Origin of the sequence: Stappia sp. TSB10GB4 (assembly GCF_900185745.1) — a bacterium.
Lineage (GTDB): Bacteria > Pseudomonadota > Alphaproteobacteria > Rhizobiales > Stappiaceae > Stappia.
Map to the genome: position 1 here is coordinate 1 of NZ_FYAV01000057.1, position 24,366 is coordinate 24,366.

General features: G+C 67.2%; 19 protein-coding genes. 14 read left to right on the top strand and 5 right to left on the bottom strand.

The annotated features are described in order from the left end of the window. Window positions 1–319: 319 nt before the first annotated feature. A complete protein-coding gene (locus tag TSB10GB4_RS16195) occupies window positions 320–2,206 on the bottom strand; it encodes an adenylate/guanylate cyclase domain-containing protein (protein ID WP_186396580.1) in 1,887 nt (628 codons plus the stop codon). A gap of 115 nt (window positions 2,207–2,321) precedes the next feature. Further along, window positions 2,322–4,478, bottom strand: coding sequence for a caspase family protein (locus TSB10GB4_RS16200; protein WP_186396581.1), 2,157 nt, complete (start codon window positions 4,476–4,478; stop codon window positions 2,322–2,324). A gap of 206 nt (window positions 4,479–4,684) precedes the next feature. Between TSB10GB4_RS16200 and TSB10GB4_RS16205 the strand changes: the two genes are divergently transcribed. From TSB10GB4_RS16205 to TSB10GB4_RS16250, 10 genes are all read left to right on the top strand, one after another. Then, window positions 4,685–5,731, top strand: coding sequence for a Gfo/Idh/MocA family oxidoreductase (locus tag TSB10GB4_RS16205; RefSeq protein ID WP_186396582.1), 1,047 nt, complete (start codon window positions 4,685–4,687; stop codon window positions 5,729–5,731). Beyond that, window positions 5,728–6,543: a glycerophosphodiester phosphodiesterase gene (locus TSB10GB4_RS16210; RefSeq protein ID WP_186396583.1), complete on the top strand. Its 816-nt coding sequence runs from the start codon at window positions 5,728–5,730 to the stop codon at window positions 6,541–6,543. The genes TSB10GB4_RS16205 and TSB10GB4_RS16210 overlap by 4 nt, the downstream gene beginning before the upstream one ends. Before the next feature lie 114 nt (window positions 6,544–6,657). After that, complete coding sequence (htpG, locus tag TSB10GB4_RS16215) at window positions 6,658–8,598, top strand: molecular chaperone HtpG (protein ID WP_186396584.1); 1,941 nt, start codon at window positions 6,658–6,660, stop codon at window positions 8,596–8,598. An 89-nt stretch (window positions 8,599–8,687) separates the two neighbouring features. After that, complete coding sequence (locus TSB10GB4_RS16220) at window positions 8,688–9,605, top strand: LysR family transcriptional regulator (protein ID WP_186388336.1); 918 nt, start codon at window positions 8,688–8,690, stop codon at window positions 9,603–9,605. A gap of 74 nt (window positions 9,606–9,679) precedes the next feature. After that, the gene (locus TSB10GB4_RS16225; RefSeq protein ID WP_186396585.1) at window positions 9,680–10,540 is read left to right on the top strand and encodes a putative hydro-lyase; all 861 of its coding nucleotides are present in this window, start codon (window positions 9,680–9,682) and stop codon (window positions 10,538–10,540) included. A gap of 22 nt (window positions 10,541–10,562) precedes the next feature. Next, complete coding sequence (locus tag TSB10GB4_RS16230; RefSeq protein ID WP_186396586.1) at window positions 10,563–11,606, top strand: TRAP transporter substrate-binding protein; 1,044 nt, start codon at window positions 10,563–10,565, stop codon at window positions 11,604–11,606. A gap of 27 nt (window positions 11,607–11,633) precedes the next feature. Next, window positions 11,634–12,182 (top strand): TRAP transporter small permease subunit, encoded by a 549-nt coding sequence (locus TSB10GB4_RS16235; RefSeq protein ID WP_186396587.1) that lies wholly within the window; start codon window positions 11,634–11,636, stop codon window positions 12,180–12,182. Then, the gene (locus TSB10GB4_RS16240; protein WP_186396588.1) at window positions 12,179–13,459 is read left to right on the top strand and encodes a TRAP transporter large permease; all 1,281 of its coding nucleotides are present in this window, start codon (window positions 12,179–12,181) and stop codon (window positions 13,457–13,459) included. The genes TSB10GB4_RS16235 and TSB10GB4_RS16240 overlap by 4 nt, the downstream gene beginning before the upstream one ends. A 44-nt stretch (window positions 13,460–13,503) precedes the next feature. Continuing rightward, on the top strand, window positions 13,504–14,181 hold the full coding sequence (locus TSB10GB4_RS16245) for a DUF2848 domain-containing protein (protein WP_186396589.1): 678 nt from the start codon (window positions 13,504–13,506) through the stop codon (window positions 14,179–14,181). A 64-nt stretch (window positions 14,182–14,245) separates the two neighbouring features. Next, a complete protein-coding gene (locus tag TSB10GB4_RS16250) occupies window positions 14,246–15,532 on the top strand; it encodes an amidase family protein (RefSeq protein ID WP_186396590.1) in 1,287 nt (428 codons plus the stop codon). Here TSB10GB4_RS16250 and TSB10GB4_RS16255 read toward each other — a convergent pair whose 3' ends face one another. The 3 genes from TSB10GB4_RS16255 to TSB10GB4_RS16265 form a co-directional block, all read right to left on the bottom strand. Continuing rightward, window positions 15,533–16,759: a mandelate racemase/muconate lactonizing enzyme family protein gene (locus TSB10GB4_RS16255; protein WP_186396591.1), complete on the bottom strand. Its 1,227-nt coding sequence runs from the start codon at window positions 16,757–16,759 to the stop codon at window positions 15,533–15,535. It lies immediately after the preceding gene. A 111-nt stretch (window positions 16,760–16,870) separates the two neighbouring features. Further along, the gene (locus TSB10GB4_RS16260; protein WP_186388328.1) at window positions 16,871–18,157 is read right to left on the bottom strand and encodes a UDP-N-acetylglucosamine 1-carboxyvinyltransferase; all 1,287 of its coding nucleotides are present in this window, start codon (window positions 18,155–18,157) and stop codon (window positions 16,871–16,873) included. Window positions 18,158–18,269: 112 nt separating this feature from the next. Continuing rightward, window positions 18,270–19,031, bottom strand: coding sequence for a DeoR/GlpR family DNA-binding transcription regulator (locus tag TSB10GB4_RS16265; RefSeq protein WP_186388327.1), 762 nt, complete (start codon window positions 19,029–19,031; stop codon window positions 18,270–18,272). A gap of 260 nt (window positions 19,032–19,291) precedes the next feature. On the opposite strand from TSB10GB4_RS16265, the gene TSB10GB4_RS16270 reads away from it, so the two are divergent. From TSB10GB4_RS16270 to TSB10GB4_RS16285, 4 genes are all read left to right on the top strand, one after another. Further along, window positions 19,292–20,209, top strand: a complete 918-nt coding sequence (locus tag TSB10GB4_RS16270) for an ABC transporter substrate-binding protein (protein ID WP_244293113.1) — start codon at window positions 19,292–19,294, stop codon at window positions 20,207–20,209. Between the two features lie 132 nt (window positions 20,210–20,341). Further along, the gene (locus tag TSB10GB4_RS16275) at window positions 20,342–21,397 is read left to right on the top strand and encodes a glycine betaine/L-proline ABC transporter ATP-binding protein (RefSeq protein WP_244570933.1); all 1,056 of its coding nucleotides are present in this window, start codon (window positions 20,342–20,344) and stop codon (window positions 21,395–21,397) included. 2 nt (window positions 21,398–21,399) lie between these two features. Next, a complete protein-coding gene (locus TSB10GB4_RS16280) occupies window positions 21,400–23,463 on the top strand; it encodes a proline/glycine betaine ABC transporter permease (protein ID WP_186396592.1) in 2,064 nt (687 codons plus the stop codon). Next, the gene (locus tag TSB10GB4_RS16285; RefSeq protein WP_186396593.1) at window positions 23,460–24,362 is read left to right on the top strand and encodes a choline/ethanolamine kinase family protein; all 903 of its coding nucleotides are present in this window, start codon (window positions 23,460–23,462) and stop codon (window positions 24,360–24,362) included. The genes TSB10GB4_RS16280 and TSB10GB4_RS16285 overlap by 4 nt, the downstream gene beginning before the upstream one ends. The last annotated feature ends 4 nt before the right edge of the window (window positions 24,363–24,366 follow it).

The window sequence follows — 24,366 nt, forward strand, 5'->3', positions numbered from 1 at the left end:
CCACGCCGGCCGGGCTTGAGGGAGCGGCAAGCCGAGAGGGAGATGGAGCGTTCGATCGATCACGTGAGGCGGACACGCCGTGCGACCCGACCGGCCGTCGAGGCCGTGGTTCCGTTAGGCGCCGCCCCACGCGCAACCCATCTTGGGCCATGGCGGTTCACCATGCCGCCGAAACAGGCCGGACATACGAACCGCTGTCGATCCGAGCGAGCCTCAACTAATCGCTTGCCCTCAGGGGGCCGTCCACATACGGGTCTTGTGTTCATCCAGCCTTCGCGCTTGCGGTCGTCCTGCGCACGCGAAGCGCGTCTCACCTGCCTCATTTGCCCTCAAGCACCAATGTGGCCCCGCTTTCGCCGGCCTGCAAGCGCCGGAGATGCAGCAGCGCCAGCGGATCGTCGGGCTTCAGGCGCAGCGCGGTCTCGAACAGGGCGGCGGCGCTTCCGTCGCCCGCGCGCATCGCGGCAAACGCGGTCCGATAGGCGGCAAGCCATGCCGGATCCCGCCGTCCCTCCGCAAGAGGCTCGAAACAGCGAAGCGGGCTGCTGCGTCCCTTGAGCACGAGGTCGGCGGCCGGCCGACAGGCGTCGCCAGGGCAGCGGCCGGCGACGCTGTCGCTCATCAGGATGCGGGTGCCGAGAAATCGGTTGGCGCCCTCCAGCCGCGCGGCGGTGTTCACCGTGTCGCCGATGCCCGTGTAGTCGAAGAACCGGCTGCCACCGAAATTGCCGATCACCGCGTCGCCGGCATGCAGGCCGATCCGCGTCGCGCCGAGATGGATGCCGCGGCCGGCAACCTTCAGCCGATAGGCTTGTGCAAAATCGTCGAGGGCATGTGCGAGCGCAACGGCATGGCTCTCCTGGTTGGGGTCCTCGTCGGGTGCCCCGAAGAAACCGACCACGGCGTCGCCGATGATCTTGTCGATGGTTGCGCCGTGCTCGGTCATCAAACGGCACATCTCGTCCAGATAGGGATTGAGGATGTCCGCGAGGGCGGCAGGTTCAAGCTGCTCGGACAGGGTTGTGAACCCCTCAAGATCGGTGAAGAGGTAGGTAACCCGCCGCTTCTCGCCGCCAAGCTCCAGCGGCAGGCGGCCCGAGGCGATGCGCTCGACTACGGCCGGGCTGACATAGCGGGAGAAGGCAAGGCGCAGGAAGGCCCGCTCGGAGCGTTCGATCTGCCATTTTCGCCAGGCGAGCAGGCCCGCTGTCGCAAGAGCCGCAAGGGGCGATGAGACCAGCGGGGGCAGCCCCGTTCCGCTCGCCACCAGCCAGCCGGCGGCGATCCCATAGGCAAGAAGGCCGGCAAACAGCAGCAGGACCAGGCGGCGGGGAGGCAGCGGCAGGGCCATCGCCAGGGCCGCGAGCACGGCCAGCGTCAGGGTCGCCGCGATCCTCGCTGAGGGAGGGAAGGCGGGCAGGGACAATCCAGCGAGATGTTGGGCGAGGATATGGGCATGGATCAGCACGCCGGGGATCGTCCCGGCCTCGCTGCCCTGGCCCACGACCATCGGCGTCGGATGCCGGTCGATGGTCGGCAGGTCCGTGCCTATGAGGACGATCTTGCCGGCGAACCAGTCGTCGGGGAGCAGGCGCACGAGATGCGCGGGATAGAGCGTGAAGGGTGCGGAGGCGGCGTTGCCATACAGGATGCGGGATCTGGACCTTGCAGCCGCCCCGGCGCCGGGGGCCGCCTCCCGGGCCAGAACTCCGGGGAAGGTGTCCAGTCTCTCGCCCCTCTCGGTTCGAGCTTGCGGCACGTGGCGGACGACGCCGTCGATCTCATCCCGCGGCAGGGCGATCAGGCCATGGCGGCGCGTCGCGACATGCCTTGCCGAAAAGGCGGTCTGTCGTTCCGTGAGACCGTCAGAGGAGGTTGCATAGGCGAGGACGACCGGAAGCGAGGCCTTATCGATCGCCGAAAACAGCGCCCGGTCCTTTTGCAGCAGGCTCGGCTGGTCCAGCAGGATGTCGATGCCGACCGCGCTCGCCCCTGCCCGGTCGAGGCGCTCGATCAGACCGGCGAGGAACTCCCGGTCGATGGGGGAGCGATAGGGGAAGGTGGCGAGCGTGTCCTCCGTCACCATCACCACGACGATCCGCGACAGGATCTGCGGCGAGGGAGACGGGGCGAACGGCAGGGCCACGTCGCCCGCCAGCGGTTCGAGCCGGGCAGCGGCCAACAGGGACAGCAAGGTGGCAAGCACAATCGCGACAGCTTCAAAGCGCCATCCCCGACGTCGGCCTTGTTGCACGACCGGTGGTGAGGTCACGGCGACCTCTCATCTGGCCGTGCGGCTGTCATGATGTGCCGCAAGAGGGTCATTGGGCGGCGTCGAAACGCTTCACGCCGGATCGCGTGCCGTCCCGATAGAAGAGCTCCACGGAGACGAAGGCGGTCCTTGCCGGAATGTCGATATGGACAGTGGAGCCCGGCCCCGAACTCGGGATCGCGTGCGGGTTGTCCGGATCGCAGGGACCGGTGTCGAACACCTGGTCGGGAGTGTCGCTGTCGAGGGCGTAGCGGACTTCCTGGATCGCGCAGCGATAGCTGATCAGGTGGGTGAAATAGAGCAGCTTGCGCCCGTCCCAGTCGCGGAAGGCGAGCCAGCCGGAGGTCAAGCGCTCGAGAATGTCCTTCTGGCCGGAGACGAGGGCGTCGCCGGGCGTGAAGTTGACGGAGAAGGGCCCCTGCATCTCGCCATGGATGTTGCGGTAGCTGACCTCGATGGCCGTATCGCCGGCATTGCCGGGAAGCTCGAAGGCTGGATAGGGGATCGGCGCGCCGGTCGAGGGATCGACCGCGCCGCTGACAAAGCCGGTGGAGCGCGGTTCGCTGCCCGGCAGCTTCACGAAGATCTCCTGGGCCCTGTCGGCAATGGCGAGCGTCAGCATCCAGCCCTGGTTGGAGCGCATGGCGTTGAGGCGCACCGGATTTGCGAGCGCCGCCGGGTTGATGAAGGAGAGGGCGGCGAGGCGGGTCTTGGCGTCCTCGACCTGCTCGGCCGCCATCTGCTGGTCGAGATAGTAACGCAGGAACCGGCCGTCCTCGACTGCGGCCATGAAACGGTCGAGGAGATCGCGCTCGCGGGCCTTGTCGGTGGCCGATTGCTGGCCGAGCCGCGTCTGGCTGTAGTCCTGCGACAGGGCGTAGAGCGCCGGCGAGAAGTCGGGATAGGCGTCCAGGAACGCGCCGAGGCGGCGGACGCGCTCCTCGCGCTCCTCCAGCAGGATCTCGGCGAACAGGGTCGTTGGATCGTTTCGCCCCTGCGACAGGGAGCGGTAGATCTCCAGCGCGCCGGCCCGTCCTTCCTGCACCCGCAGCACCGACTGGAAGCGCAGGTGCGGGTCGACCTGCGGCAGGCCGAAGGCGAAATATTTGAGATAGTCCTGCCGGGCGCCCGGATAGTCGCCGCGGATCTCCTTGAGACGGGCGTTGGAGTAGAACTCGTGCGGCTGGGTCGGGGTGTCGACGATCAGCGAGCGGCTGGCGAGCTGGGCGAAGAGCTGCTCGACCCTGCCGCTGCCTGCCTCGGCGTCCTCCAGTCGGGTTTTCGCAAGGGCGGCGAAGGCGCCGTCCGGGAAGCGGTCGAGATAGGCGCGGATCTGCTCGGCCGAGCCGCTGTCCTTGACGTCGTTCCACAGTTGCAGTTCGAGCTGAACTGCAGAACCCGGCGCTGCCGCGGCGAGGGTATTGCCGCCAGCCGCTGCGCCATCCGGCACGAAGACGATTTCCGAGGTCAGCGAGGAGTGGTCCCATGGTACCTGGTCGCCGCCGGTCGCCTCGACAACGCGCAGGCGGACCGCCTTGAACACCGCCTCGACGCTGCGGCCGGGAACGAGCATCTCGGCGGCGATGGCGGCCGTATAGGGGCTGTTGAGCCCGCTGCCGTCGGCGGCGGTGCTGCCGGGAGCGGTGGCGAAGGAGATGAAGCTGCCGCGCGGCGTGCTGCTCAGCAGCGCCAGCCCGCCGGTGCCGATGGAACGGCTGAGCGCGGTGTTGCGGCAGGCATCGAGAATGACGATGTTGGCACCCTTGTGCGCCGCCTCGACGGTGGAAAGGACCCAGTCGACGGCGAGGGCCTCGAACTCCGCATCGACCTCGTCCTTCAGGTCGGCGCCGATGGGAGCAAGATAGTTGCGCCCGCCTGCCTGAAAGCCGTGGCCGGAATAGTAGACGGCGGCGATGGAGCCCTCGCCCGCCGCCGAAAGGCGCGTGGTGAACTCGCGCAAGGCCTGCTTCATGGTGCGCAGGTCCGCGTCCAGCACGGTCTCGACGGAAAAGCCCGATTGGCGCAGTGCGTCGGCGATCAGGGCGGCATCGTTGACCGGGTTCTTGAGCGGTGTCATCGCACCACCGGAATAGTCCGCATTGCCGATGACCAGCGCCAGCCGCTCGGCGGCAAGGCTGGAAGCGGTGCCGAGGATTTGCGAAACACCGATGCAGGCGATGAGGGCGATGCTCTGCAGGAGGCGCATGAACAGGTTCCTTCCGCGGCCGAATGGGGACAAGCACTGCCTGCTGGACTGCCGGTGCAGCCGCTCGCTTTCGCCCCTCACAGGACCGTGATTGCAGCCCAATCCTCTATCACCGTCAATCGGCACGGTAAAACCCGGTGAACGGCTTGCTCCTTGCGCCGGTTTTTCCCAAGATCCCGGCCAAGGTGAGGCAGGAGCGGAATGTGATGGGGCTGCGGGTCGGATTTTCCGGGTATGGAGCGGCGGGACGCTATCTGCACGCGCCGCTGGTCGCGGCCGCCGGGATGGAGGTCGCGGCGGTGGTCACCTCGCGGGGCGAAGAGGTTGCTGCCGATTTTCCAGGCGCGGCGGTGCTGCCCGACTTCGGGGCGCTGCTGGCGCGGCCCGATATCGACCTTGTCGTCATCGTCACGCCGAACGTGCTGCATGTCCCGCAGGTGCGCGCCGCGCTTGAAGCCGGGCGCCATGTGGTCGTCGACAAGCCGGCGACGCCGACCCGCAGCGAGGCGGAGCAACTGGCGGCGATGGCCCAGGAGCGGGGCTTGAAGCTCGCCGTCTATCACAACCGCCGTTGGGACAGCGATTTCCTGACCGCGAAGCGCCTGCTGGAAAGCGGCGAACTCGGCGAGATTGCCGCGCTGCGGCTCGTGTGGGACCGGTTCCGGCCGCAGGTTCTGGAACGCTGGCGCGATCGGCAGGCACCGGCTTCCGGCAATCTCTACGACCTCGGCTCCCACCTCATCGACCAGGCGCTGCAACTCGTCGGAATGCCCGACTGGCTGCAGGCGGATGTCTTCACCCAGCGGCAGGGCGGTGTGACGGATGACGGGTTCGAACTCCTGATGGGGCTCGGACGCATGCGCCTGTCGCTCGGCGTGTCGCTGATCGCCGCCGCGCCGCGCGATCGCTTCCGCATCGAGGGGACGCTCGGCACGTTCCGCAAGCAGGGTCTCGACGTGCAGGAGGACCAGCTCAAGGGGGGCATGGCACCGCTCGATCCGCGGTTCGGGCTCGAGCCGCAGACGCAGTGGGGCGAGATCGTCGACCCGGATGGAAGCCGCCGCCCGGTGCCTTGCGAGCGCGGGCGCTGGCTGACCTTCTACGAAGGGATGCGGCAGGCCATTGAGACCGGGGCCGAAGTGCCGGTGACCATGACATCGGCGGCACGGGTGATCGGCCTCATCGAGGCAGCGCACGCCTCCGCCCGGCTGGGGCGCAGGATGGCGCTCGATCCGGACGGGCGCTGGGCATGAGCGCGGTGCGGCGCGGCGGCTTCGCGCATCCCTATCTGGCGGAGCCGGGCTTTCATGCGCTTGCCCATCGCGGCGGCGGGCTGGAGAACCCGGAAAACAGCCGCCAGGCCTTCTCCGCCGCGGCAGACCTCGGCTACCGCTATATCGAGATCGATGTGCAGGCCTCGCGCGATGAGCGGGTGGTCGTCTTCCACGACGACACGCTGGAACGGACGACGGACGGGCAGGGCGTCGTTTCCTCGCTGGTCATGTCGGATCTTGCCGGTGTGCGCATGCAGGGCGGCGAGCCGCTGCTGACCCTTGCCGAAGCGCTGGAGAGCTATCCGGACCTGCGCTTCAACATCGACATCAAGACCGACCAGGCCTTGCAGCCGACGCTCGACCTGCTGGAGCGGATGGCGTGTCTCGACCGCGTCTGCGTCGCCTCCTTCTCCGATGCAAGGTTGCGGGCGGCCCGCGCCCGCTTCGGCGACAGGGTCTGTCTCAGCAGCGGGCCGCGCGCGGTGACGGCCTTGCGCTTCGGCGCCTGGGGCGTCCCGCTGCCGACGCCTGACGTTGCCTGCGCGCAGATCCCGCTGACGCAATACGGTGTTCCTCTCGCAACGCCCGGCTTCGTGCGCCACTGCACTGCCAGCGGGATCGCCGTGCATGTGTGGACAATCGACGAGGAGGCGGAGATGCGCAGGCTGATCCGCATGGGCGTCAACGGCATCGTCACCGACCGGCCGTCGCTGCTAAGACAAGTGGCGCAGGAGGAGGGCGTGTGGCCGGGTTCCGCTCAGGCCGGGCCAGGCAGTGGCAGAGGCGCTTGATTTCGCCGCATCGCTCGCCGATATCTCAGCCGCCTTCGCATCTGCCGGGCTCGATCCCGCGCGAAAGGCGTTTCACCCTCAGACATTTCAGAGCGTATGGGGCAGTCAGAACCAATGAGCACCGAGCCGAACACGACAGAGGCAGGCACCCAGGCGCCGCAGAGCCACGCCTTCCAGGCGGAGGTCGCGCGGTTGCTCCATCTCATGGTGCACTCGGTCTATTCCAACAAGGACATCTTCCTCCGCGAGCTGATCTCCAATGCCGCCGATGCCTGCGAGCGCCTGCGCCATGCGGCTCTCACCGATCCTTCGCTCCTCGGCGAGGATGCCGAGTTCGGCATCCGTCTGGAGGCGGACGAGGCCGGCCGCAGGCTGGTGGTGTCCGACAACGGCTCCGGCATGAGCCGGCAGGAGCTGATCGACAATCTCGGCACCATCGCCCGCTCCGGTACCAAGGCCTTCATCGACAGGCTGGGCGAGGGCAAGGACGGAACGGCGTTGATCGGCCAGTTCGGCGTCGGCTTCTACTCCGCCTTCATGGTGGCCGAGAAGGTGGACGTGGTGAGCCGTGCCGCCGGCAGCGATGAGGCCTGGCAGTGGAGTTCGGACGGGCTCGGCGCCTTCACGGTGGAGCCGGTGCCCTTGGCGGCGGACGTGCCCGTGCGCGGAACCCGCGTAATCCTGCATCTCAAGGACGATGCGACTTCCTATGCGCGGCCCGCCACCATCGAGCGGATCGTGCGTGCCTATTCCGCGCATGTGCCGGTGCCGATCACCCTGGCCGTGCCGCCGGCCGAAGACGGGGCGCCGGCTGAACCGCGGCGCCTCGCTGACGGCACCGCGCTTTGGACGCGTCCGAAGTCGGAGATCGGCGAAGAGGAATATCGCGAATTCTACGGCCACGTCTCCGGCCAGTTCGACGAGCCGGCAATGACCGTTCACTACCGGGCGGAAGGACGGCACGAATATTCCGTGCTGCTGTTCGTGCCGTCGATGAAGCCGTTCGACCTGTTCGATCCCGACCGCAAGGGGCGGGTGAAGCTCTATGTGCGGCGGGTGTTCATCGCCGACGATGTGGAGCTTTTGCCGGCATGGCTGCGCTTCGTGCGCGGCGTGATCGATTCCGCCGACCTGCCGCTCAACCTGTCGCGCGAGATGCTGCAGCACAACCCGGTGCTGGACGCCATTCGCAAGGGCGTAACCAACCGGCTGCTCGGGGACCTGCAGAAGCTGTCGGAGAGCGATGCGTCCACCTACGAGAAGGTCTGGGAGACCTTCGGTCCGGTGTTGAAGGAAGGCCTCTACGAGGACTTCGAGCGCCGGGAAAAGCTGCTCGGCCTCGCTCGCTTCCGCAGCAGCCGCGACAACAGGGCGAACTGGCGCTCGCTTCGCGACTATGTCGCGGACCTGAAGGAGAACCAGACCCAGATCTACTACGCGACCGGCGCGAGCCAGGAGGCGATCGCCGCCAGCCCGCATCTGGAGGGCTTCCGCGCCCGCGGCGTCGAGGTGCTGTATCTGTCCGACCCTGTCGATGCGTTCTGGGTTCAGATGGTGGAGGGCTTCGAGGGCAAGCCGTTCCGCTCGATCACGCAAGGGGCGGCAGAGCTCGATGCGATCCCGGTCAGCGAGACGGAGGCCGGTGCCGAAAAGAAGGCCGAGACCGGGGACACCGATATCGGCCTGGTCACGGCGTTCCTGAAGGAGACGCTCGGCGAGCGGGTTTCGGACGTGCGCAGCTCCTCGCGGCTTGCTGAGAGCCCGGTCTGCCTCGTCGCTCCCGAGCACGGGCCCGACCGGCAGTTCGAGAAGCTGATGTCGCGGCAGGGAGACGGGCGGACGCGCCTTGCGCCGGTGCTGGAGTTCAACCCAACGCATGCGCTGCTTGCGAGCCTGTCGCGCGCGCTGGCCGGCGGCGGCGACAAGGACGGGCTTGCGGACACCGCCTGGCTGCTGTTCGACCAGGCGCTGATCCTCGACGGCGAGGTGCCGGCGGACCCGGTTGCCTTCGCGCGCCGACTGTCTTCGGTGCTGGGGCGCGGACTGCAAGGTTGACAGGACATCCGGACGCTTGAAACCGGATAGGCGTTCCCCGACGATGCGTCGTTGTTCGCGCCAGGGGCGCCGGGAGGGAGGAGGTCCGGGTGTTCGAACTGAAGGATGTGGAGATCCTGCAGGATATCGTGCGGGCGGGCGGCTTTCGGGCCGCCGCCGCCAAATATGGCCTGTCGCAATCGGCGATCTCCAACCGGGTGTTGGCGCTGGAAAAACGCCTCGGCATCCAACTGTTCGACCGCGGACGCCGGCAGGTCCGGTTGACCCCGGTCGGGCGCCGGTTTCTCGAAGAGGCGCAGCGGCTGAGCGCGGCCCGCGACCGGTTGATCCAGGAGATCACCCGCCCGGGCGGGCTGAGCGGCACGGTCCGTATCGGCGTTGCCGAGACTATCGTCCACACGATCCTCAGCGAGTTGCTGAACCAGTTGAAGGGCGCGCACCAGCGGGTGCGCTTCGAACTGTCGGTCGACACGTCGCGCGAATTGGGCGTCGCCCTTGCCGATGACGGGCTGGATGTTGCGATCATGCTGCGCGAGAGCGTGCCGAGCGGAGCAGCGGTGGTGCCGCTGCAGCGCCAGCCGCTCGGCTGGTATGGCGCTGCCGCCGATCCGCTTCGCCGATCGGAGAGCGCGGAGCCGCTGACGCTGGCCGATCTCGCTCGCCAGACCATCGTCTCCTTTCCGAAGGGTACGCCTCCCTTTCGGGAACTGGAGGGGCTGCTCGCCGCTCCCGATCTGCCGCCGCCCGACCTGCACGGATCCGCCAGCCTGTCGACCGTCCTGCATCTGGTCGCCGACGGCTTTGGCATCGGCGTGCTGCCGGTGCGCATCGCCGAGGCCGACCTGTTCCGCTCCCGGATCCGCCGGCTGAACGTCGTGGCAGAGGCGCAGTTGAGCGCCCTGAGGTTCGTCGTGGCCTATATGCCGGATCGAAATCGCGACGTGGGGGAAGAGGTTGCGGCAATTGCGCGCGCATGTGATCAAAATGATATTGAAAAGAGATCATAAAAATCTTATATCGATAACTTGACAAGATCATTTCGACTGGCAATCCTCAAGGGACCTGTGAGGAGGCTGCCAGCGTGTCTGCATCTGTCGCCGTTGATCGTGCCGCATCCGATCCGGATGCCTTCCGCGGTCTCTCCCCCGCCGAGCTTCGGCGCAGCATTCGGCAGGGGCGGTTCCGCGGCCCGACCGCCGGCTACGGCAACGGATGCCTGCAGGGCAATCTCGCGATCCTGCCGGCCGCGCTTGCCGGCGACTTCCTGCGCTTCTGCACCCTCAATCCCAAGCCCTGCCCGCTGATCGGCGTGTCCGAGCCCGGCGATCCGAATATCCCCTCGCTGGGAGTGGATCTTGATATCCGCACCGACGTGTCGGGCTATCGCGTGTTTCGCGCGGGGCAGGAGGGATACACCTCGGTGCCGGATCTTGCCGAGGTATGGCGCGAGGATTTCGTGGCCTTCGTTCTCGGCTGCTCGTTTTCCTTCGAGGCGGCGATCGTGCGGGCGGGCATTCCGCTACCGCATTTCGAGGGCGGCAGGAACGTGCCGATGTACATTACCAGCCTGCCGACGGCGCCGAGCGGGCCCTTCGGTGGGCCGCTGGTGGTGTCAATGCGCTCTTTCCATCCCTCCGACGCGATCCAGGCGGTGCTGCTCTCCGACCGCTACCGGCTGGCGCATGGCGCGCCGGTGCATATCGGCGATCCGGCGGCGATCGGCATTTGCGATCTGATGACGCCTGATTTCGGCGATGTCCCGGACCTGGCTCCGGGCGCCATTCCCGTGTTCTGGGCCTGCGGCGTGACCCCGCAGATGGCGATCCGCCAGGCCCGGCCGGAGATCGCCATCACCCATGAGCCCGGCCACATGTTGGTGACCGATCTCTCCGCCGATGCCGCCGAATTCTCGCTGGGCGGCGTCTGGCCCGCTTCGACGTGAACGAAAACCAGAGGAGTCCCACATGAAGCGCATTGCCTCCAGCCTGCTCGCCGCCACGGCCCTGTCCTTTGCCGTTGCCGCCCCCGCTTCGGCGGAAACGCTGTCCGTCGTCGGCAGTTGGTCGAACCTTCCCCTGCACCAGAAGTTTGAGGCCCCGTTCTGGACCGAGATCCTGCCGGCGGCATCGAATGGTGCCATCGAGGTGCAGATGACCACCCACAACCAGATGGGTATCCAGGGCGGCGACGTGTTCCGCATGCTGGGCGACGGCGTCTTCGACGTCGGCATGACCGTTGCCGACTACGCGGTCGGCGATGCGCCCGAACTTGAAGGGCTCGACGTGCCGCTGATCGCCACGACCGCCGACGAGGCCCGTGCCATGGTGGCCGCCGCCCGTCCGATGGTCGAGGACATCTATGCCGAGCGCTTCAATGCCAAGGTGCTGGCGATCGCCCCCTATCCGCCGCAGGTGGTGTTCTGCAAGGGCGAGGTTGCCTCGCTCGCCGATCTCAAGGGCAAGAAGATCCGCGGCTCGGGGCGCATGACCACCAAGTTCCTCGAGGCGCTGGGCGCCGAAGGGGTCAACGTCGCTTTCTCCGAGGTGCCCGGCGCGCTGGAGCGCAGCGTCATCGATTGTGCGGTCACCGGTTCGGGCTCGGGCTACAGCGCCGGCTGGTGGGAGGTCACCGATACCTTGATGAACCTGCCGCTGGGCGGATGGGATTCGGTGGTGACCGCGATCAATCTCGACCGCTGGAACGCCCTGCCGGAAGAGACCCGCACCCTGATTGAGACCCAGATCAAGGACAAGTTCGAGACGCCGGCCTGGGACGCGGTGGCGGCCTCGATCACCACCGACACGGCCTGCCTGACCGGCAATGGCGAGTGCCCGGTCGGCAAGCCGGCCTCCATGAAACTGATCGAGGCGAGCGCGGAAGATGTCGCCACCGCGCGCAAGATCCTGACCGAGACGGTCCTGCCGGAATGGGCGGAGCGGGCCGGCGCCGACTGGGTCAAGCGCTGGAACGACAGCGTCGGCCAGACCACCGGCGTCACCGTCAACTGACGATGTGAACCAAGAGGGGGCCGCGACATGACGGACAATCTTGCCGCGGCCCTCCGCCGCATGAACTCCTGGCTTGCCCTGCTGGTCGGCATCGTCGTTCTGGCGACGGCGGGCTTCGTGATCGCCGACATCACGCTGAGACAGTTCGGCCGCTCCTTCGGCGGCTCGGACGAGATCTCCGGATATGTAATGGCCGCCGTCGCGAGCTGGGGCCTCTCCTACGCCCTGACCGAGTTTGCGCATGTGCGCATCGATCTCGTGCGGCAGAAGCTGCAGACGCGGGGGCGGGCGTGGCTCGATCTCTTCGCCATGAGCGTCGCCGCCGGGACGGTCTGCATCATCGCCTACCAGGCCTGGCCGGTGCTGGACAAAACCCTCGTGCGCGGCTCGCGGGCCAACACCGCGCTGGAGACGCCGCTGTGGATCCCGCAGTCGATCTGGTTTTCCGGTTGGGTGTGGTTCGCCGTCTCGTCCTGCATTCTCGTGCTGCTGGCGCTGGTGACGGTGCTGCGAGGGGATTTCCGGACCGCTGACGCGATGATCGGCGCGCGCGGCGAGGGAGAGGACGCCACATGATCGGGAGCGTCGCCCTCGCCCTTCTCGGGCTTCTCTCCCTGTCGATTCCCGTCGGCATCGTCCTGTTCCTGCTCGGCTTCGGCATCTCCGAGTTCTTCTCGGTGTTTCCGTTGATCCGGGGGCTGGGGCAGGTGGTGTGGTCGGCCTCCGATTCCGCCACACTGATCGCCATTCCCTTCTTCGTGCTGCTCGGCGAGATCCTGGTGCGCGGCGGCATCGCCGAGAGAACCTACGGATCCCTCGACAAATGGGTGTCCTGGCTGCCGGGCGGGCTGGTTCACGCCAATATCGGCACGGCAACGATGTTTTCGGCAACGTCCGGCTCGTCGGTCGCGACAGCGGCGACGGTTGCGACCGTGGCGATGCCGCAGGCGGAGAAGCTCGGCTATGATCCCAAGCTGTTTTCGGGCGCCATTGCGGCCGGCGGCACGCTCGGCATCCTCATTCCGCCGTCGATCAACCTGATCGTCTACGGCTTCCTCACCGAGACCTCGATCCCGCGCCTGTTCCTGGCCGGCCTGCTGCCGGGCCTACTGATGGCGGTCGCCTTCATGATTGTCACGGCGATCCTGTGCAAGCTGAGGCCCTCGCTCGGCGGGCCGAGCCGCAGTTTTGGCTGGGGCGAGCGCTTCGCAGCGCTTGTCCAACTGGTGCCGATCCTCGTCCTGTTCATCGTGGTGATCGGATCGATCTATGCCGGGTGGGCGACGCCGACGGAATCCGCCGCCGTCGGCGTTGCGATGGCGCTGCTGATCGCCGCGCTTAACGGCGGCGTATCGCTCGCCATGCTGCGGCACAGTCTGCTCGGCACCGTGCGCATCACCGCGATGATCATGCTGATCATCGCCGGTGCCTATTTCCTCAACTTCACGCTGGCCTCGGCCGGGCTTGGCCGCGAGTTGCAGGGTCTCTTCGACAGCCTGAACCTGTCACCCTTCGGTACGCTGCTGGTGGTGATCGTTCTCTATATCGTGCTCGGCTTCTTCATCGAGACGCTGTCGTTGATGGTTGCGACCATCCCCATCGTCGTGCCGATCATGGTCGGGCTCGGTTACGACAAGGTCTGGTTCGGCGTGATGATGATCGTGCTGGTGGAAATGGCGCTGATCACGCCGCCTGTCGGGCTCAACCTCTACGTGGTGCAGGGCGCGCGCAAGTCCGGCTCGCTAAGCGAGGTGATGCTGGGCTGCATTCCCTACGTCCTGGTGATGCTCGCCATGGTCGCCGCTCTTATCGCCTTCCCGCAAATCGCCCTGTTCCTGCCCGGATCGCTCTGATCCGGCGCAGGCGCAGGCCCTTTCCCTTTTCCAAGGAGCCTCCCATGGAGTTCACCCTGAACGGTGCGCCGCTTGTCGTCCACGTCGCCGATCTGACTGTCGCCGGCTGGACCGGACGCGATCCCGAGGCGATCCGCCATCACATCGAGGAACTGGCGCAGATCGGCGTGGCGCCGCCCTCCACCGTGCCGCTCTACTATCGCACCGCCGCCGCTCTCCTGACCCAGGAGACCCGCATCCAGGTGGTCGGCGGCGGCACGTCCGGCGAGGTCGAGCCCTTCCTGCTGGCGAAGGACGGCGTGCTTCACATCGGGCTTGCCTCCGACCATACGGACCGCGACCTCGAAGCCCATTCCGTGGCATTGTCCAAACAGGCCTGCGCCAAGCCGGTGGCGCGTGAGCTCTGGCTGTTCGAGGAGGTCGCCGGCCATCTCGATGCGCTTGAACTGCGCTCCTGGATCAAGGAGGATGCGGCCGGTGACTGGATCCCCTATCAGGACGGCAAGGTCGGCTCGATCCGTCCGCTCGCCGATCTGATCGAGGGCTCCGGACTGGATGTCGCCCGCGAGCGCGGGGACTGTACCGCCATGCTCTGCGGCACGCTCGGCGCCATCGGCGGCGTGCGGCCGGCGGCGGCATTCAGGATGGAACTGCGCGATCCGGTGCTCGGCCGCAGCATCGGTCACAGCTATGACATAACAGTCCTGCCGATCGTCGCCTGAGGCGCCGCTCGCGGGAAGATTGCCGCCGGCGGACGGGCCAGCCGGTACAGGAGGAGGCAGGCGTATGGGTGAGATTGTCGAGAAGGCCAGGGCCGCGATCGGGCGTGTCGAGGCGCTGGGGGACGCAGCATCGGCGCTCTTCACCGAGTTTTCTCCTGCCCGCATCCTGCAGGCGGCGGCAGAGGCGGAGGCCCGTGTCGCGGCGGCCGACAGGCCGCTGCCGCTGGCCGGGCTGCTGGTCTCCGTCAAGGATCTCTATGATGAGGCGGGCCAGCGCACCACGGCGGCCTCGCTGCTTTTGAAGGACCGGGAGCCTGCAACCGAAGACTGCCCGGTGGTGGCGCGGGTCAAGGCGGCTGGCGGCGTGCCGTTCGGCCGCACGGCGATGAGCGAGTTCGCTTATTCCGGCGTCGGCCTCAATCCGCACTACGGCACGCCGTCGAATGTCTTCGAGGAGGGCGGCATCCCGGGCGGTTCGACCTCGGGCGGCGGCGTGACGGTGGGCCTTGGCCTGTGCGACATCGCGCTCGGCACCGACACCGGCGGCTCGATCCGGATTCCGTCCGCCATCAACGGGCTTTACGGCCACAAGCCGAGCCAGGACAAGGTGCCGCTCGAAGGGGTGCACCCGCTGGCAGTCTCCTTCGATTCCTGCGGACCGCTGGCCGCGGACTTCGCGACCATGCTGGCTGCCTATCAGGTGATGAGCGGGGGCGATGCGCCGGGCGTCGAGGCGCCGGTCGGCAGCTTGCGTCTTGCCGTGCCCGAGAACGCCTTCACCAATGAGCTGGACGAGTGGTCGCGCGGCCATTTTGAGGCGGCCAAGGCGTGCCTCGCCGAAGCCGGGCATGACCTCGTGCCGCTCGATCTCGGCTTCCTGCACGAGGCGCTGCCGCTCAACAGGATCCTCGTCTCCGCCGAGGCGCATGCGCTCTACAAGGATCATCTCGACACGCTCGCCGGCATCGGCGATCCCCGGGTGCTGGCCCGCATCCGCTTCCGCGAGACGGTAAGCGACGAGGATCTGGCGCGGGCGAAGGCCGCCCGCCTCGAAGTGATCGCGCGTACGGCCGAGGCGCTGTCGGGCTTTGATGCGATGATCGCCCCGACGCTGCAGATCCGCCCGCCCAGCATCGAGGACGCGCTTGCAGACTTCGACCGCATCAACGCGGCGATGCTGCGCAACACGTCGATGCTCAATCTCGCTGATGCCTGCGCGATGTCGATGCCAACGCGCGGCACCAGTAGCGGTCGCCCCGGCGCGTTGATGATCGGCGGCGCCAAGGGCCATGACGAGCGCGTGCTGTCCGTCGGCGCAAGGCTCGACCGGGATCTCAACGGCGAGCGCTGATCAGATGCCGTTCCCCGGAAACCGGCGATCCCGGACGGGGTCGACCGGGGTCTGGGTCATCTCCAGATGCAGCGCGCATCCCGTGTAGGGATGCGCGCGTGCGACGTCCTCGTCGAGTTCCACGCCGAGCCCCGGCGCGTCGGGCACGATGACATAACCGTTTTCCCAGCGCAGCGGCGTCTTCAGGATATCGGCGTGGAAACCGTCGAACCGGCGGATCGATTCCAGGATCAGGAAGTTCGGTGAGCAGGCAGCGAGCTGAATGTTCGCCGCGGCGACGATGGGTCCGCAATAAAGGTGCGGCGCGATCTGGGCATGCCAGGCCTCAGCCATGCCGGCGATCTTCTTGGCCTCCAGCAGCCCGCCGACGCGGCCGAGATTCATCTGCAGGATCGAGGCCGCGCCGGTCGAGAGCAGGCGGGCGAACTCCCATTTGGTGCAGAGCCTCTCGCCAGTCGCCACCGGGATCGTCGTACCGTGCGCGACCCGCGCCATCTCCTCCGGCATGTCGGGCGGGACCGGCTCCTCGAACCAGAGCGGGTCATAGGGTTCGATCCGGCGGGCAAGGCGCAGGGCTCCCGATGCGGTGAACTGCCCATGGGTGCCGAAAAGCAGGTCGGCGCGGCTGCCGACGGCCTCGCGGATGCGGCGGCAGAACAGCTCGCTGCGGTCGAGGTCTTCCAGGTCCGGCTGGCGTCCGCCATGCACCGAGTAGGGGCCGGCGGGATCGAACTTCACCGCCGTAAAGCCTTCCTCGACATATTCGGCCGCACGTTCAGCGGACAGGTCCGGATCGCTATAGAACGCGGCGTGGTCCTCGTCGCCCTTCGGGTAGAGATAGGTGTAGGAACGCAGCCGCTCGTGCACGCGTCCGCCGAGCAGGGCATGGACCGGCTTGCCGAGCGCCTTGCCGATAATGTCCCACATCGCCATTTCGAGACCGCTGACAACGCCCGACATGGTGGGGTCCGGGCGCTGGGTGAAGCCGGAGCCATAGGCCTTGCGGAAGAACCCCTCGATGGCGAAGGGATCGCTACTCTCCAGGTAGCGGGCGAAGACGTCCTCGGCGAGGCACGCCATCGCCTCGGGACCGAAGCTCGCCGCATAGATCTCGCCATAGCCGACAATGCCGCAGGCGGTGGTGAGCTTGACGAAGACGAAATAGCGCCCGCCGAAGCCGGGCGGCGGATTGCCGACCACGAATGTCTCGAGTTCGGCAAGCTTCATCGCGTGTCCTCCTCATCGCGCGGTGTCCGGCCCCTGCAGGCTAACGGCGATGGGGAGGATGTCCAGACGCGCGAAAGCGACATGATCGGTCGCTTTCGCGCAAGTGAGATATCAGGCCCAGCGGACCTGCGCGCCCAGTTCCGTCAGCTTCTCGACGAAGCGCGGATGGGCGCGGCGGATCGGATCGGCCTTGCGGATGATCGACTGGCCCTCGACCTGGATCGCCGCCAGGAACAGGCCAAGCACCACGCGGATGATGTAAGGCGCCTCGACTTCCGCAGGCCGCAGGTTGTTGCCGCCGAAGACGATCAGCCGGTGCGGGTCGGACAGGTGCACACGGGCGCCGAATTTCGCCAGCTCCGAGCTCCAGGCCAGCGCGCCTTCGTAGATCTTGTTCCAGAACATGATCTCGCTGCGGCAGCCGACGGCGACGCCGATCGCCTGCGGCAGCAGGTCGGCCGGGAAATAGGGCCAGGGGGCGGCCTCGATCTTCGGCAGCATCTCGCGCGTATAGGGCCGCGAGATTTCGCGGGTCCAGCCGGTCACGGTGATCGCGCCGTCGGTGGTCTCGAACTGCAGTCCGAGCTTGGCGAACTGGCGCAGGATCAGCGTCATGTGCGGGGTGATGTCGGTCTTCACCGTGACCCGGCCGCCGGTGACGCCGCCGATGGCGAGGAAGGTCGCGACTTCATGATGGTCGTCCGGCACCCGCACGCGGGTTCCCGACAGGCGCTCGACGCCGGTCACGGTGAGGCGCGAGGTGCCGAGACCGTCGATCTTCGCGCCCATCGAGCGCAGCATCTCGCACAAGGCCTGCACATGCGGCTCGGAGGCCGCGTTCATCAGCACGGAGGAGCCTTCCGCCGTGGCGGCGATCATCGCGAAGGTCTCGGTCGCCGTTACGGATGCATAGTCGGCCCAGATCGCCTGGCCCTTGAGCGGCTCCTCGCGGCGGATGTCATAGGGATGCGTCGCGACGATGCGGGCGCCGAACTGCTCGATGATCTCCAGATGCGGATCGATCTCGCGCAGGCCGAGGGCACACCCCTTGGCGTCCGTGTCGAAGGTGAGGGTGCCGGTGCGCACCATCACCGGCGCCAGCAGCAGCACGGCGGAGCGGATGCCGAGCGGCAGGTCCGCCTCTCCGCTGCGGAAGGCGTCGAAGTCGTGGCGGATGGTCAGCGTCGCCCCGTCGTCGGCGCGGGCAACGGTCGACCCCATGCTCTCGAAATAGGCGAGGATCTTGGCGACGTCGCTGATCTCGGGAACGTTTTCCAGCGTCACCGGCTCGTCGGTGAGCAGGGTGGCGCAGAGCATCGGCAGAACGGCATTCTTGTTGCCCGACGGAATGACGGTGCCCGAGATCGGGTGTCCGCCATCGACGATAAGGTCGGCCATGGGAAAGTGCCTCCGGATGGAAGGGGCAGGATGTTGCCCGTTCCTAATGGAGAATCCCGGCGACGGCAAACGGCAGTTCCGTGGCAAATGCAGGGCCGCGCGGGGAGCCGGGCTATGCGGCGATTTCCAAGGCGGTTCCGGCGGCCAGCAGCCGCTCGGCAATTTCCGGCGGCGGTGCCCTGTCGGTAACGATCCGGTCGACATCCAGAAAGCCGGCAACCCGCACCAGGGCGCGCCGGTTGAACTTGCTGTGGTCGGTGATGACCGTGCGCGTCTCGCCGCAGCCGAGCACGGTACGGGCGAAATCCGCCTCGGCAAGGTGGTAGTCCATCAGGCCGCCCACCGGATCGATGGCCGCGATGGAGATGACCACATGACGGACGCGAAAGGCGGAGACGAAGTCGATGGCCGAGCGGCCGAAGGCGGCGCCATTGTCGCCGTGAAGCTCGCCGCCGGCCATATAGACCTTGTTGCCGTTGACCGTCGCCAGGGTCCTGGCGACATCGGACGAGTTGGTAACGATGGTCAGGCCGGTCTTGCCGCGCAGCTCGCGCGCCAGCACGCTTGTCGTGGTGCCGGTGTCCATCATGACGCTGTCGCCATCGGCGATGCCAGCGGCGACATGGCGGGCGATGCGGATCTTGGCGTCGAGATTCTCGCGCATCCGCCGCTCGAACGGGGCTTCCATGTCCTGGCGCGGCAGGCTGATCAGTCCGTGCGACTTGACGACCTCGCCGGTCTCCACCAGCGAGCGGATGTCGCGTCGGATCGTCTCCAGCGAGACGTCCAACTCGGCGGCGAGATCGGCGATGCGGGCGCTGCCCGTGCGGCGGGCGCGTTCCAGGATCAGGGTCTGACGCTTGCTGAGAGCCATGGCACCACCGGCAGTTTGCGAATTTGGTTTATTACGTGGTTTTTGTGGTAATAACAGGCATTAAATCTCAAAACACCACAAAAATTGCGCAACTTGCCAATTTATTCCCTCAAATCCATTGACAGGGTTGGCGGCGGGAGTGACGATCCTGTGACGGCGCCGAAGAGATCCGACAAGGGCGGGCGCTGCCTCCAGAGCGCATACAGAGGGAACCAGCCATGACACATGTCCGCCCGGCGGCAGCGATCCTGTCCGCCCTGATGGCCGCAACCGTCCTTGCGGGGACGTCGGCGCAGGCCGCGGAAAGCACCGACCCCATCCGCCTCACCCTGCACGACTGGACCGGCCAGTTGATCACCACCCGGATCATGGGCGAGGTGCTGCAGAAGGCCGGCTACAATGTCGAGTATGTCCAGGCCGATTACATCGCCCAGTTCGCCGGCCTGAAGACCGGCGACCTGCATGTGGCGATGGAGATCTGGGAGACCACCGGCCGCGATGCACTGGACGAGGCGACCGCCACCGGGCAGGTCGAGAATCTCGGCGACAGCGGCATGCTGGCGATCGAGGAGTGGTGGTATCCGAGCTACATGAAGGAGCTCTGCCCGGGCCTGCCGAACTGGGAGGCGCTGAAGAGCGAAGCGTGCGCCAAGGCCTTCTCGACGGCGGAGACAGCGCCGAAGGGCCGCTATCTGGGGGCGCCGGTGACCTGGGGCGGCTATGACGACGAGCGCGTCGAGGCGCTCGAACTGCCGTTCGAGGTGGTGCATGCCGGCACCGACGCGGCGCTCTTCGCCGAGCTCGAATCGGCCTATCAGCGCAAGGCGCCGATCCTCCTGTGGGTCTATGCGCCGCATTGGGCGCCGCAGAAATACGAGGGCGAGTGGGTCGAGTTCCCGGCCTACGAGAAGGCCTGCTACGAGGATCCCGCCTGGGGGTCCAACCCGGACATGGCCTATGACTGCGGCAAGCCGCGCGGGCCGATCTGGAAGGTTGCCTGGTCCGGCGTGAAGGACAAGTGGCCCGGTGCCCACCAGGCGATTTCGGCCTTCTCCGTCGACAATGACGAGATGGGCGGGATGATCACCAAGGTCGATCTCGAAGGACAGAGCGTCGAGGACGTGGTCGCCGCCTGGATGGAAGCCAATACCGGCCGCTGGTCGGAGTGGATCAAGTAACACCCTTGCCCGACTGGCTGTCGCCGTCTTCCATCCCCTGGGCGGCGGCAGCCTCTTTTCGGCCTGTCGCCTGACGGCTCGCCCGTCCTGGCGGTGGAGGCGACCGGACATGCAAGCCGAGGCAGAGCGACCTTGACCATTTCACAGCAGCAAAGCGATAGCCTGGCGGCCGCGGAGCCCCCGGCAAAGCTCGAGTGCCGGTCCGTCTGGAAACTGTTCGGCGACGGGGCCGAGCGCTATCCCGTCGACGGCGTGGACGCGGCCGACAGTGCTCGGCTGGCGCGGGCCGGGGTGGTCGGTGCGGTGCGCAACGTCAATCTCGGTGTGCGCGAGGGCGAGATCTTCGTGATCATGGGGTTGTCGGGCTCGGGCAAGTCGACGCTGGTGCGCTGCCTGTCGCGGCTGGTCGAACCAACCCATGGCGAGATCCTGTTCAACGGCGAGAACCTGCTTGCCGCGAGCCCCAAGCGGATGATCGAGATCCGCCGTCACCACATGGGCATGGTGTTCCAGCATTTCGCGCTGCTGCCGCATCTCACCGTGCTCGGCAATGTCGCTTTTCCACTGGAGGTTCAGGGCGTGGCAAGGGCAGCCCGCGAGGCCCGCGCCCGGCAGATGATCTCGCTGGTCGGGTTGGAGGGGCGCGAGGGATTTTTTCCGCGCGAACTGTCCGGCGGCCAGCAGCAGCGTGTCGGCATCGCCCGCTCGCTCGCGGTCGAGCCGGAATTGTGGTTCCTCGACGAGCCGTTCTCGGCGCTCGATCCCCTGATCCGGCGCGAGATGCAGGACGAATTCATCCGCCTGCAGTCGGTGCTGCGCAAGACCATCGTCTTCATCACCCATGATTTCGACGAGGCAATCCGCCTGGCCGACCGCATCGCCATCATGAAGGACGGGGCGGTGGTGCAGGTCGGCACGCCGGAGGATCTCGTGCTGCGGCCGGCGGATACCTATGTCGCCGAATTCACCCGTGGGGTGGCCCGCGCCAAGGTGATCCGTGCCGGCAGCCTGATGGAGGCGGGAGCGGCTCCCGCCGGCGCGCCGACCGTCGAGGAGGGGACGCCGATCGCCGATGCCGCCCCGCTCTTCGCCGGCGGGGCGCAGGACCTTTGCGTGTGCACGCGCGACGGCCGTCCGATCGGCCGACTGTCCCGCGATGCGGTCGCCACCGTCATGATGCAGGGCTGAGCATGAGCGAGACCGCCGGCCTGTCGCGTTCCGCCGTGGCACCTGTCGTCTCCGTCCGCGCGGACGGCGGGGAGGGCCGTCGCTGGCAGGCGATCTGGGGTGTCGGACTTGTCGCTTTCGTGCTGCTCTGGCAGTTCGGCAAGCCCTATGCCGGTTGGGCCTTCGACATCCCCCGCCCCTGGCGCATCCCGATGCAGCGCTGGATCGGCGATGCGATGCGCTGGCTGGTCGAGGATGCGAGCTTCGGCCTGTTCACCTTCACCGAGTTCACCCGCTTTCTCGCAGGCATGGTCGAGGCGCCCTATCGTCTGGTTCTCGGACTGCTGTCGACGGGCATCCTCGACGGACGCGGCAGCGCTGCCGTGCAACTTCTGCCGCCGCTGTCCTGGATCGCGGTGATCGGCATTGCCATGCTGATGGGACATTTCGCCGGAGGGCGCCGGCTCGCCCTGCTGGTCGGCGGCTGCTTCGCCTTCCTTGCCGTCTTCGGCCAGTGGACCAGCGCGATGGTGACGCTCGCCTCGATCCTGATCGCGGTGCCGATCGGGGTCGTCGGCGGCTTGCTGCTCGGGCTTGCCGCCTTTCGCTGGCGGACCTTCGAGCGCTTGCTGCGGCCAGTGCTCGACCTGATGCAGACCGTGCCAGTCTTCGCCTATCTGGTGCCGATCCTGTTCCTGTTCGGTTTCGGCCCGACGTCGGCGATCGTCGCCACCATCATCTATGCGCTGCCGCCGATGACGCGTATCAGCCTGCTTGCCTTGCGGGCCGTTCCGGAAGAGGCGCACGAACTGGGCCGGATGACCGGCTGCTCGCGGCGGCAGATGACCTGGCGCATCCTTGTGCCGAGTGCCCGGCCGGGGCTGATGGTCGGCGTCAACCAGGTGATCATGCTGTCGCTCAACATGGTCATCATCGCCTCGATGATCGGCGCGGGCGGGCTCGGTTTCGACGTGCTGGCCGCCCTGCGGCGCCTCGACATCGGCGCGGGCATCGAGGCGGGGCTTGCCATCGTTGTGCTTGCCATTGCACTCGACAGGCTGAGCCAGGCCTTCGCCGGCCGCCGCCCGGAGCACGAGGCGGAAGGCGCACGGCGCAAAAACCTGCTCGCGCGCCATCCCTATACGGTTGCCGGCTGCCTGCTTGTTGCCGTCACTGCCCTTGCCGGCCTCGTTGCCGCGCCGGTGCAGGCCTATCCGAAGGCCTTGCAGCTTTCCACCGGGTCGGTGGGCAGCGACATCGTCGGCTGGATCAACGTCAATTTCTTCGACCAGATCGAGGCGGTGAAGAACGCGCTGCTGCTCAACGTGCTGGTGCCGGTGAAACGTTTTCTCGCCGACCTGCCCTGGCTCGGCGTGACCGGGCTGCTGGGCCTGCTCGGCTGGCGGCTGGGCGGCTGGCGGCTCGCCCTTCTGGTCACCGTGCTCGCCTCGCTGATCGCCTTCACCGGCCAGTGGGAAAAAGCGATGGTGACCGTCTATCTCTGCGGCATCTCGGTCGTCATCGCCTGCATGATCGGCATTCCCGTCGGCGTCCTCGCCTCCACCCGCGAGCGGCTGTGGAAGGCGGTCGAACTCGTCATCGACACGCTGCAGACGCTGCCCTCCTTCGTCTATCTGATGCCGGCGGTGATGCTGTTCCGGGTCGGCGATTTCACCGCGATGATCGCCGTTGTCGCCTATGCGGTGGCGCCTGCGATCCGCTACACCGCGCACGGGCTGCGCCAGGTGAACCCGCAACTGGTCGAGGCCGGCATCGTCTCGGGGGCAACCCCCTGGCAGTTGATGACCAAGGTCCGCTTGCGGCTGGCCCTGCCGGAGATCCTGCTCGGCATCAACCAGACGATCATGCTGGCGCTGTCGATGCTCGTCATCACTGCCCTTGTCGGCACGCGTGACCTTGGCCAGGAAGTCTATATCGCGCTCACCAAGGCCGATACCGGGCGCGGCCTGGTCGCGGGCCTTGCCGTCGCCTTCATCGCCATCATCGCCGACCGGCTGATCTCCGCCGCGGCCGAGCGGAGCCGCCAGCGCCTCGGCCTCAACGATACCGCAGGAGGACGCGCATGAGCGATGCGCCCGGATCCGCCGCGACGCGGGACAGGATCGCGGCTCTGCCGGTCTGGTCCGGCCGACCGGAGATCGAACCGCTGCATGGCGGGCTCTCCAATGCCAGCTTTCTGGTCCGCGACGGACGCGGAGCCTTCGTCGTGCGTCTCGGCCAGGATTTCCCGTTCCATCATGTCGAGCGGGCACGCGAGGCGATGGTGACGCGGGCTGCCGTCGAGCTCGGCCTTGCGCCGGAACTGGTACATGCCGAGCCGGGCATCATGGTGTCGCGGTTCATCGACGGTCACACGTTCGGTCCCGCCGACGTGCGCGCCCGCCGCGCCGACGTCGCCGCGCTCATCCGCCGCTTCCACACCGAGATGGGGGCGAGGATCAGCGGGGCCGGCTTCATCTTCTGGGTCTTCCATGTGATCCGCGACTATGCCCGCACCCTGGTCGCCGGCAACTCGCGCATGGCGGGTCGCCTGCCGCAGTTCCTCACTGTAGCGCAGGAGATGGAACAGGCGCAGGTCGCCCTGCCCATCATCTTCGGCCATCACGACCTGCTCCCGGCCAACTTCATCGATGACGGCAACCGTCTGTGGCTGATCGATTTCGAATATGCGGGTTTCGGCACAGCGATGTTCGACCTCGCCGGCGTCGCCTCCAATGCCGGTTTCTCGCAGATGGAGACCGCAGATCTGCTGGAAACCTATCTCGACGCGCCGGCGGAGGCGGCCTTCCTGCATGCCCATGCGGCGATGCAGGTCGCCTCGCTGCTGCGCGAGACCCTGTGGAGCCTCGTCTCCGAGCTCCATCTCGACGCGCCCGGCGTCGACTATGTCGCCTACACCGCAGAAACGCTCGCCGCCTACGAGGCGGCGCTCGCCAGCTACCGCCTCCGTTTCGGAAAGGGTTAGTTCC

What these genes read in the sequence shown, in the direction of transcription:
- TSB10GB4_RS16260 (WP_186388328.1), bottom strand. Translation starts at nt 18,157, where the DNA reads ATGGCCGACCTTATCGTCGATGGCGGACACCCGATCTCGGGCACCGTC.
- TSB10GB4_RS16265 (WP_186388327.1), bottom strand. Translation starts at nt 19,031, where the DNA reads ATGGCTCTCAGCAAGCGTCAGACCCTGATCCTGGAACGCGCCCGCCGC.
- TSB10GB4_RS16200 (WP_186396581.1), bottom strand. Translation starts at nt 4,478, where the DNA reads ATGCGCCTCCTGCAGAGCATCGCCCTCATCGCCTGCATCGGTGTTTCG.
- TSB10GB4_RS16285 (WP_186396593.1), top strand. Translation starts at nt 23,460, where the DNA reads ATGAGCGATGCGCCCGGATCCGCCGCGACGCGGGACAGGATCGCGGCT.
- TSB10GB4_RS16230 (WP_186396586.1), top strand. Translation starts at nt 10,563, where the DNA reads ATGAAGCGCATTGCCTCCAGCCTGCTCGCCGCCACGGCCCTGTCCTTT.
- TSB10GB4_RS16270 (WP_244293113.1), top strand. Translation starts at nt 19,292, where the DNA reads ATGGCCGCAACCGTCCTTGCGGGGACGTCGGCGCAGGCCGCGGAAAGC.
- TSB10GB4_RS16250 (WP_186396590.1), top strand. Translation starts at nt 14,246, where the DNA reads ATGGGTGAGATTGTCGAGAAGGCCAGGGCCGCGATCGGGCGTGTCGAG.
- TSB10GB4_RS16240 (WP_186396588.1), top strand. Translation starts at nt 12,179, where the DNA reads ATGATCGGGAGCGTCGCCCTCGCCCTTCTCGGGCTTCTCTCCCTGTCG.
- TSB10GB4_RS16280 (WP_186396592.1), top strand. Translation starts at nt 21,400, where the DNA reads ATGAGCGAGACCGCCGGCCTGTCGCGTTCCGCCGTGGCACCTGTCGTC.
- TSB10GB4_RS16235 (WP_186396587.1), top strand. Translation starts at nt 11,634, where the DNA reads ATGACGGACAATCTTGCCGCGGCCCTCCGCCGCATGAACTCCTGGCTT.
- TSB10GB4_RS16255 (WP_186396591.1), bottom strand. Translation starts at nt 16,759, where the DNA reads ATGAAGCTTGCCGAACTCGAGACATTCGTGGTCGGCAATCCGCCGCCC.
- TSB10GB4_RS16245 (WP_186396589.1), top strand. Translation starts at nt 13,504, where the DNA reads ATGGAGTTCACCCTGAACGGTGCGCCGCTTGTCGTCCACGTCGCCGAT.
- TSB10GB4_RS16205 (WP_186396582.1), top strand. Translation starts at nt 4,685, where the DNA reads ATGGGGCTGCGGGTCGGATTTTCCGGGTATGGAGCGGCGGGACGCTAT.
- TSB10GB4_RS16210 (WP_186396583.1), top strand. Translation starts at nt 5,728, where the DNA reads ATGAGCGCGGTGCGGCGCGGCGGCTTCGCGCATCCCTATCTGGCGGAG.
- htpG (WP_186396584.1), top strand. Translation starts at nt 6,658, where the DNA reads ATGAGCACCGAGCCGAACACGACAGAGGCAGGCACCCAGGCGCCGCAG.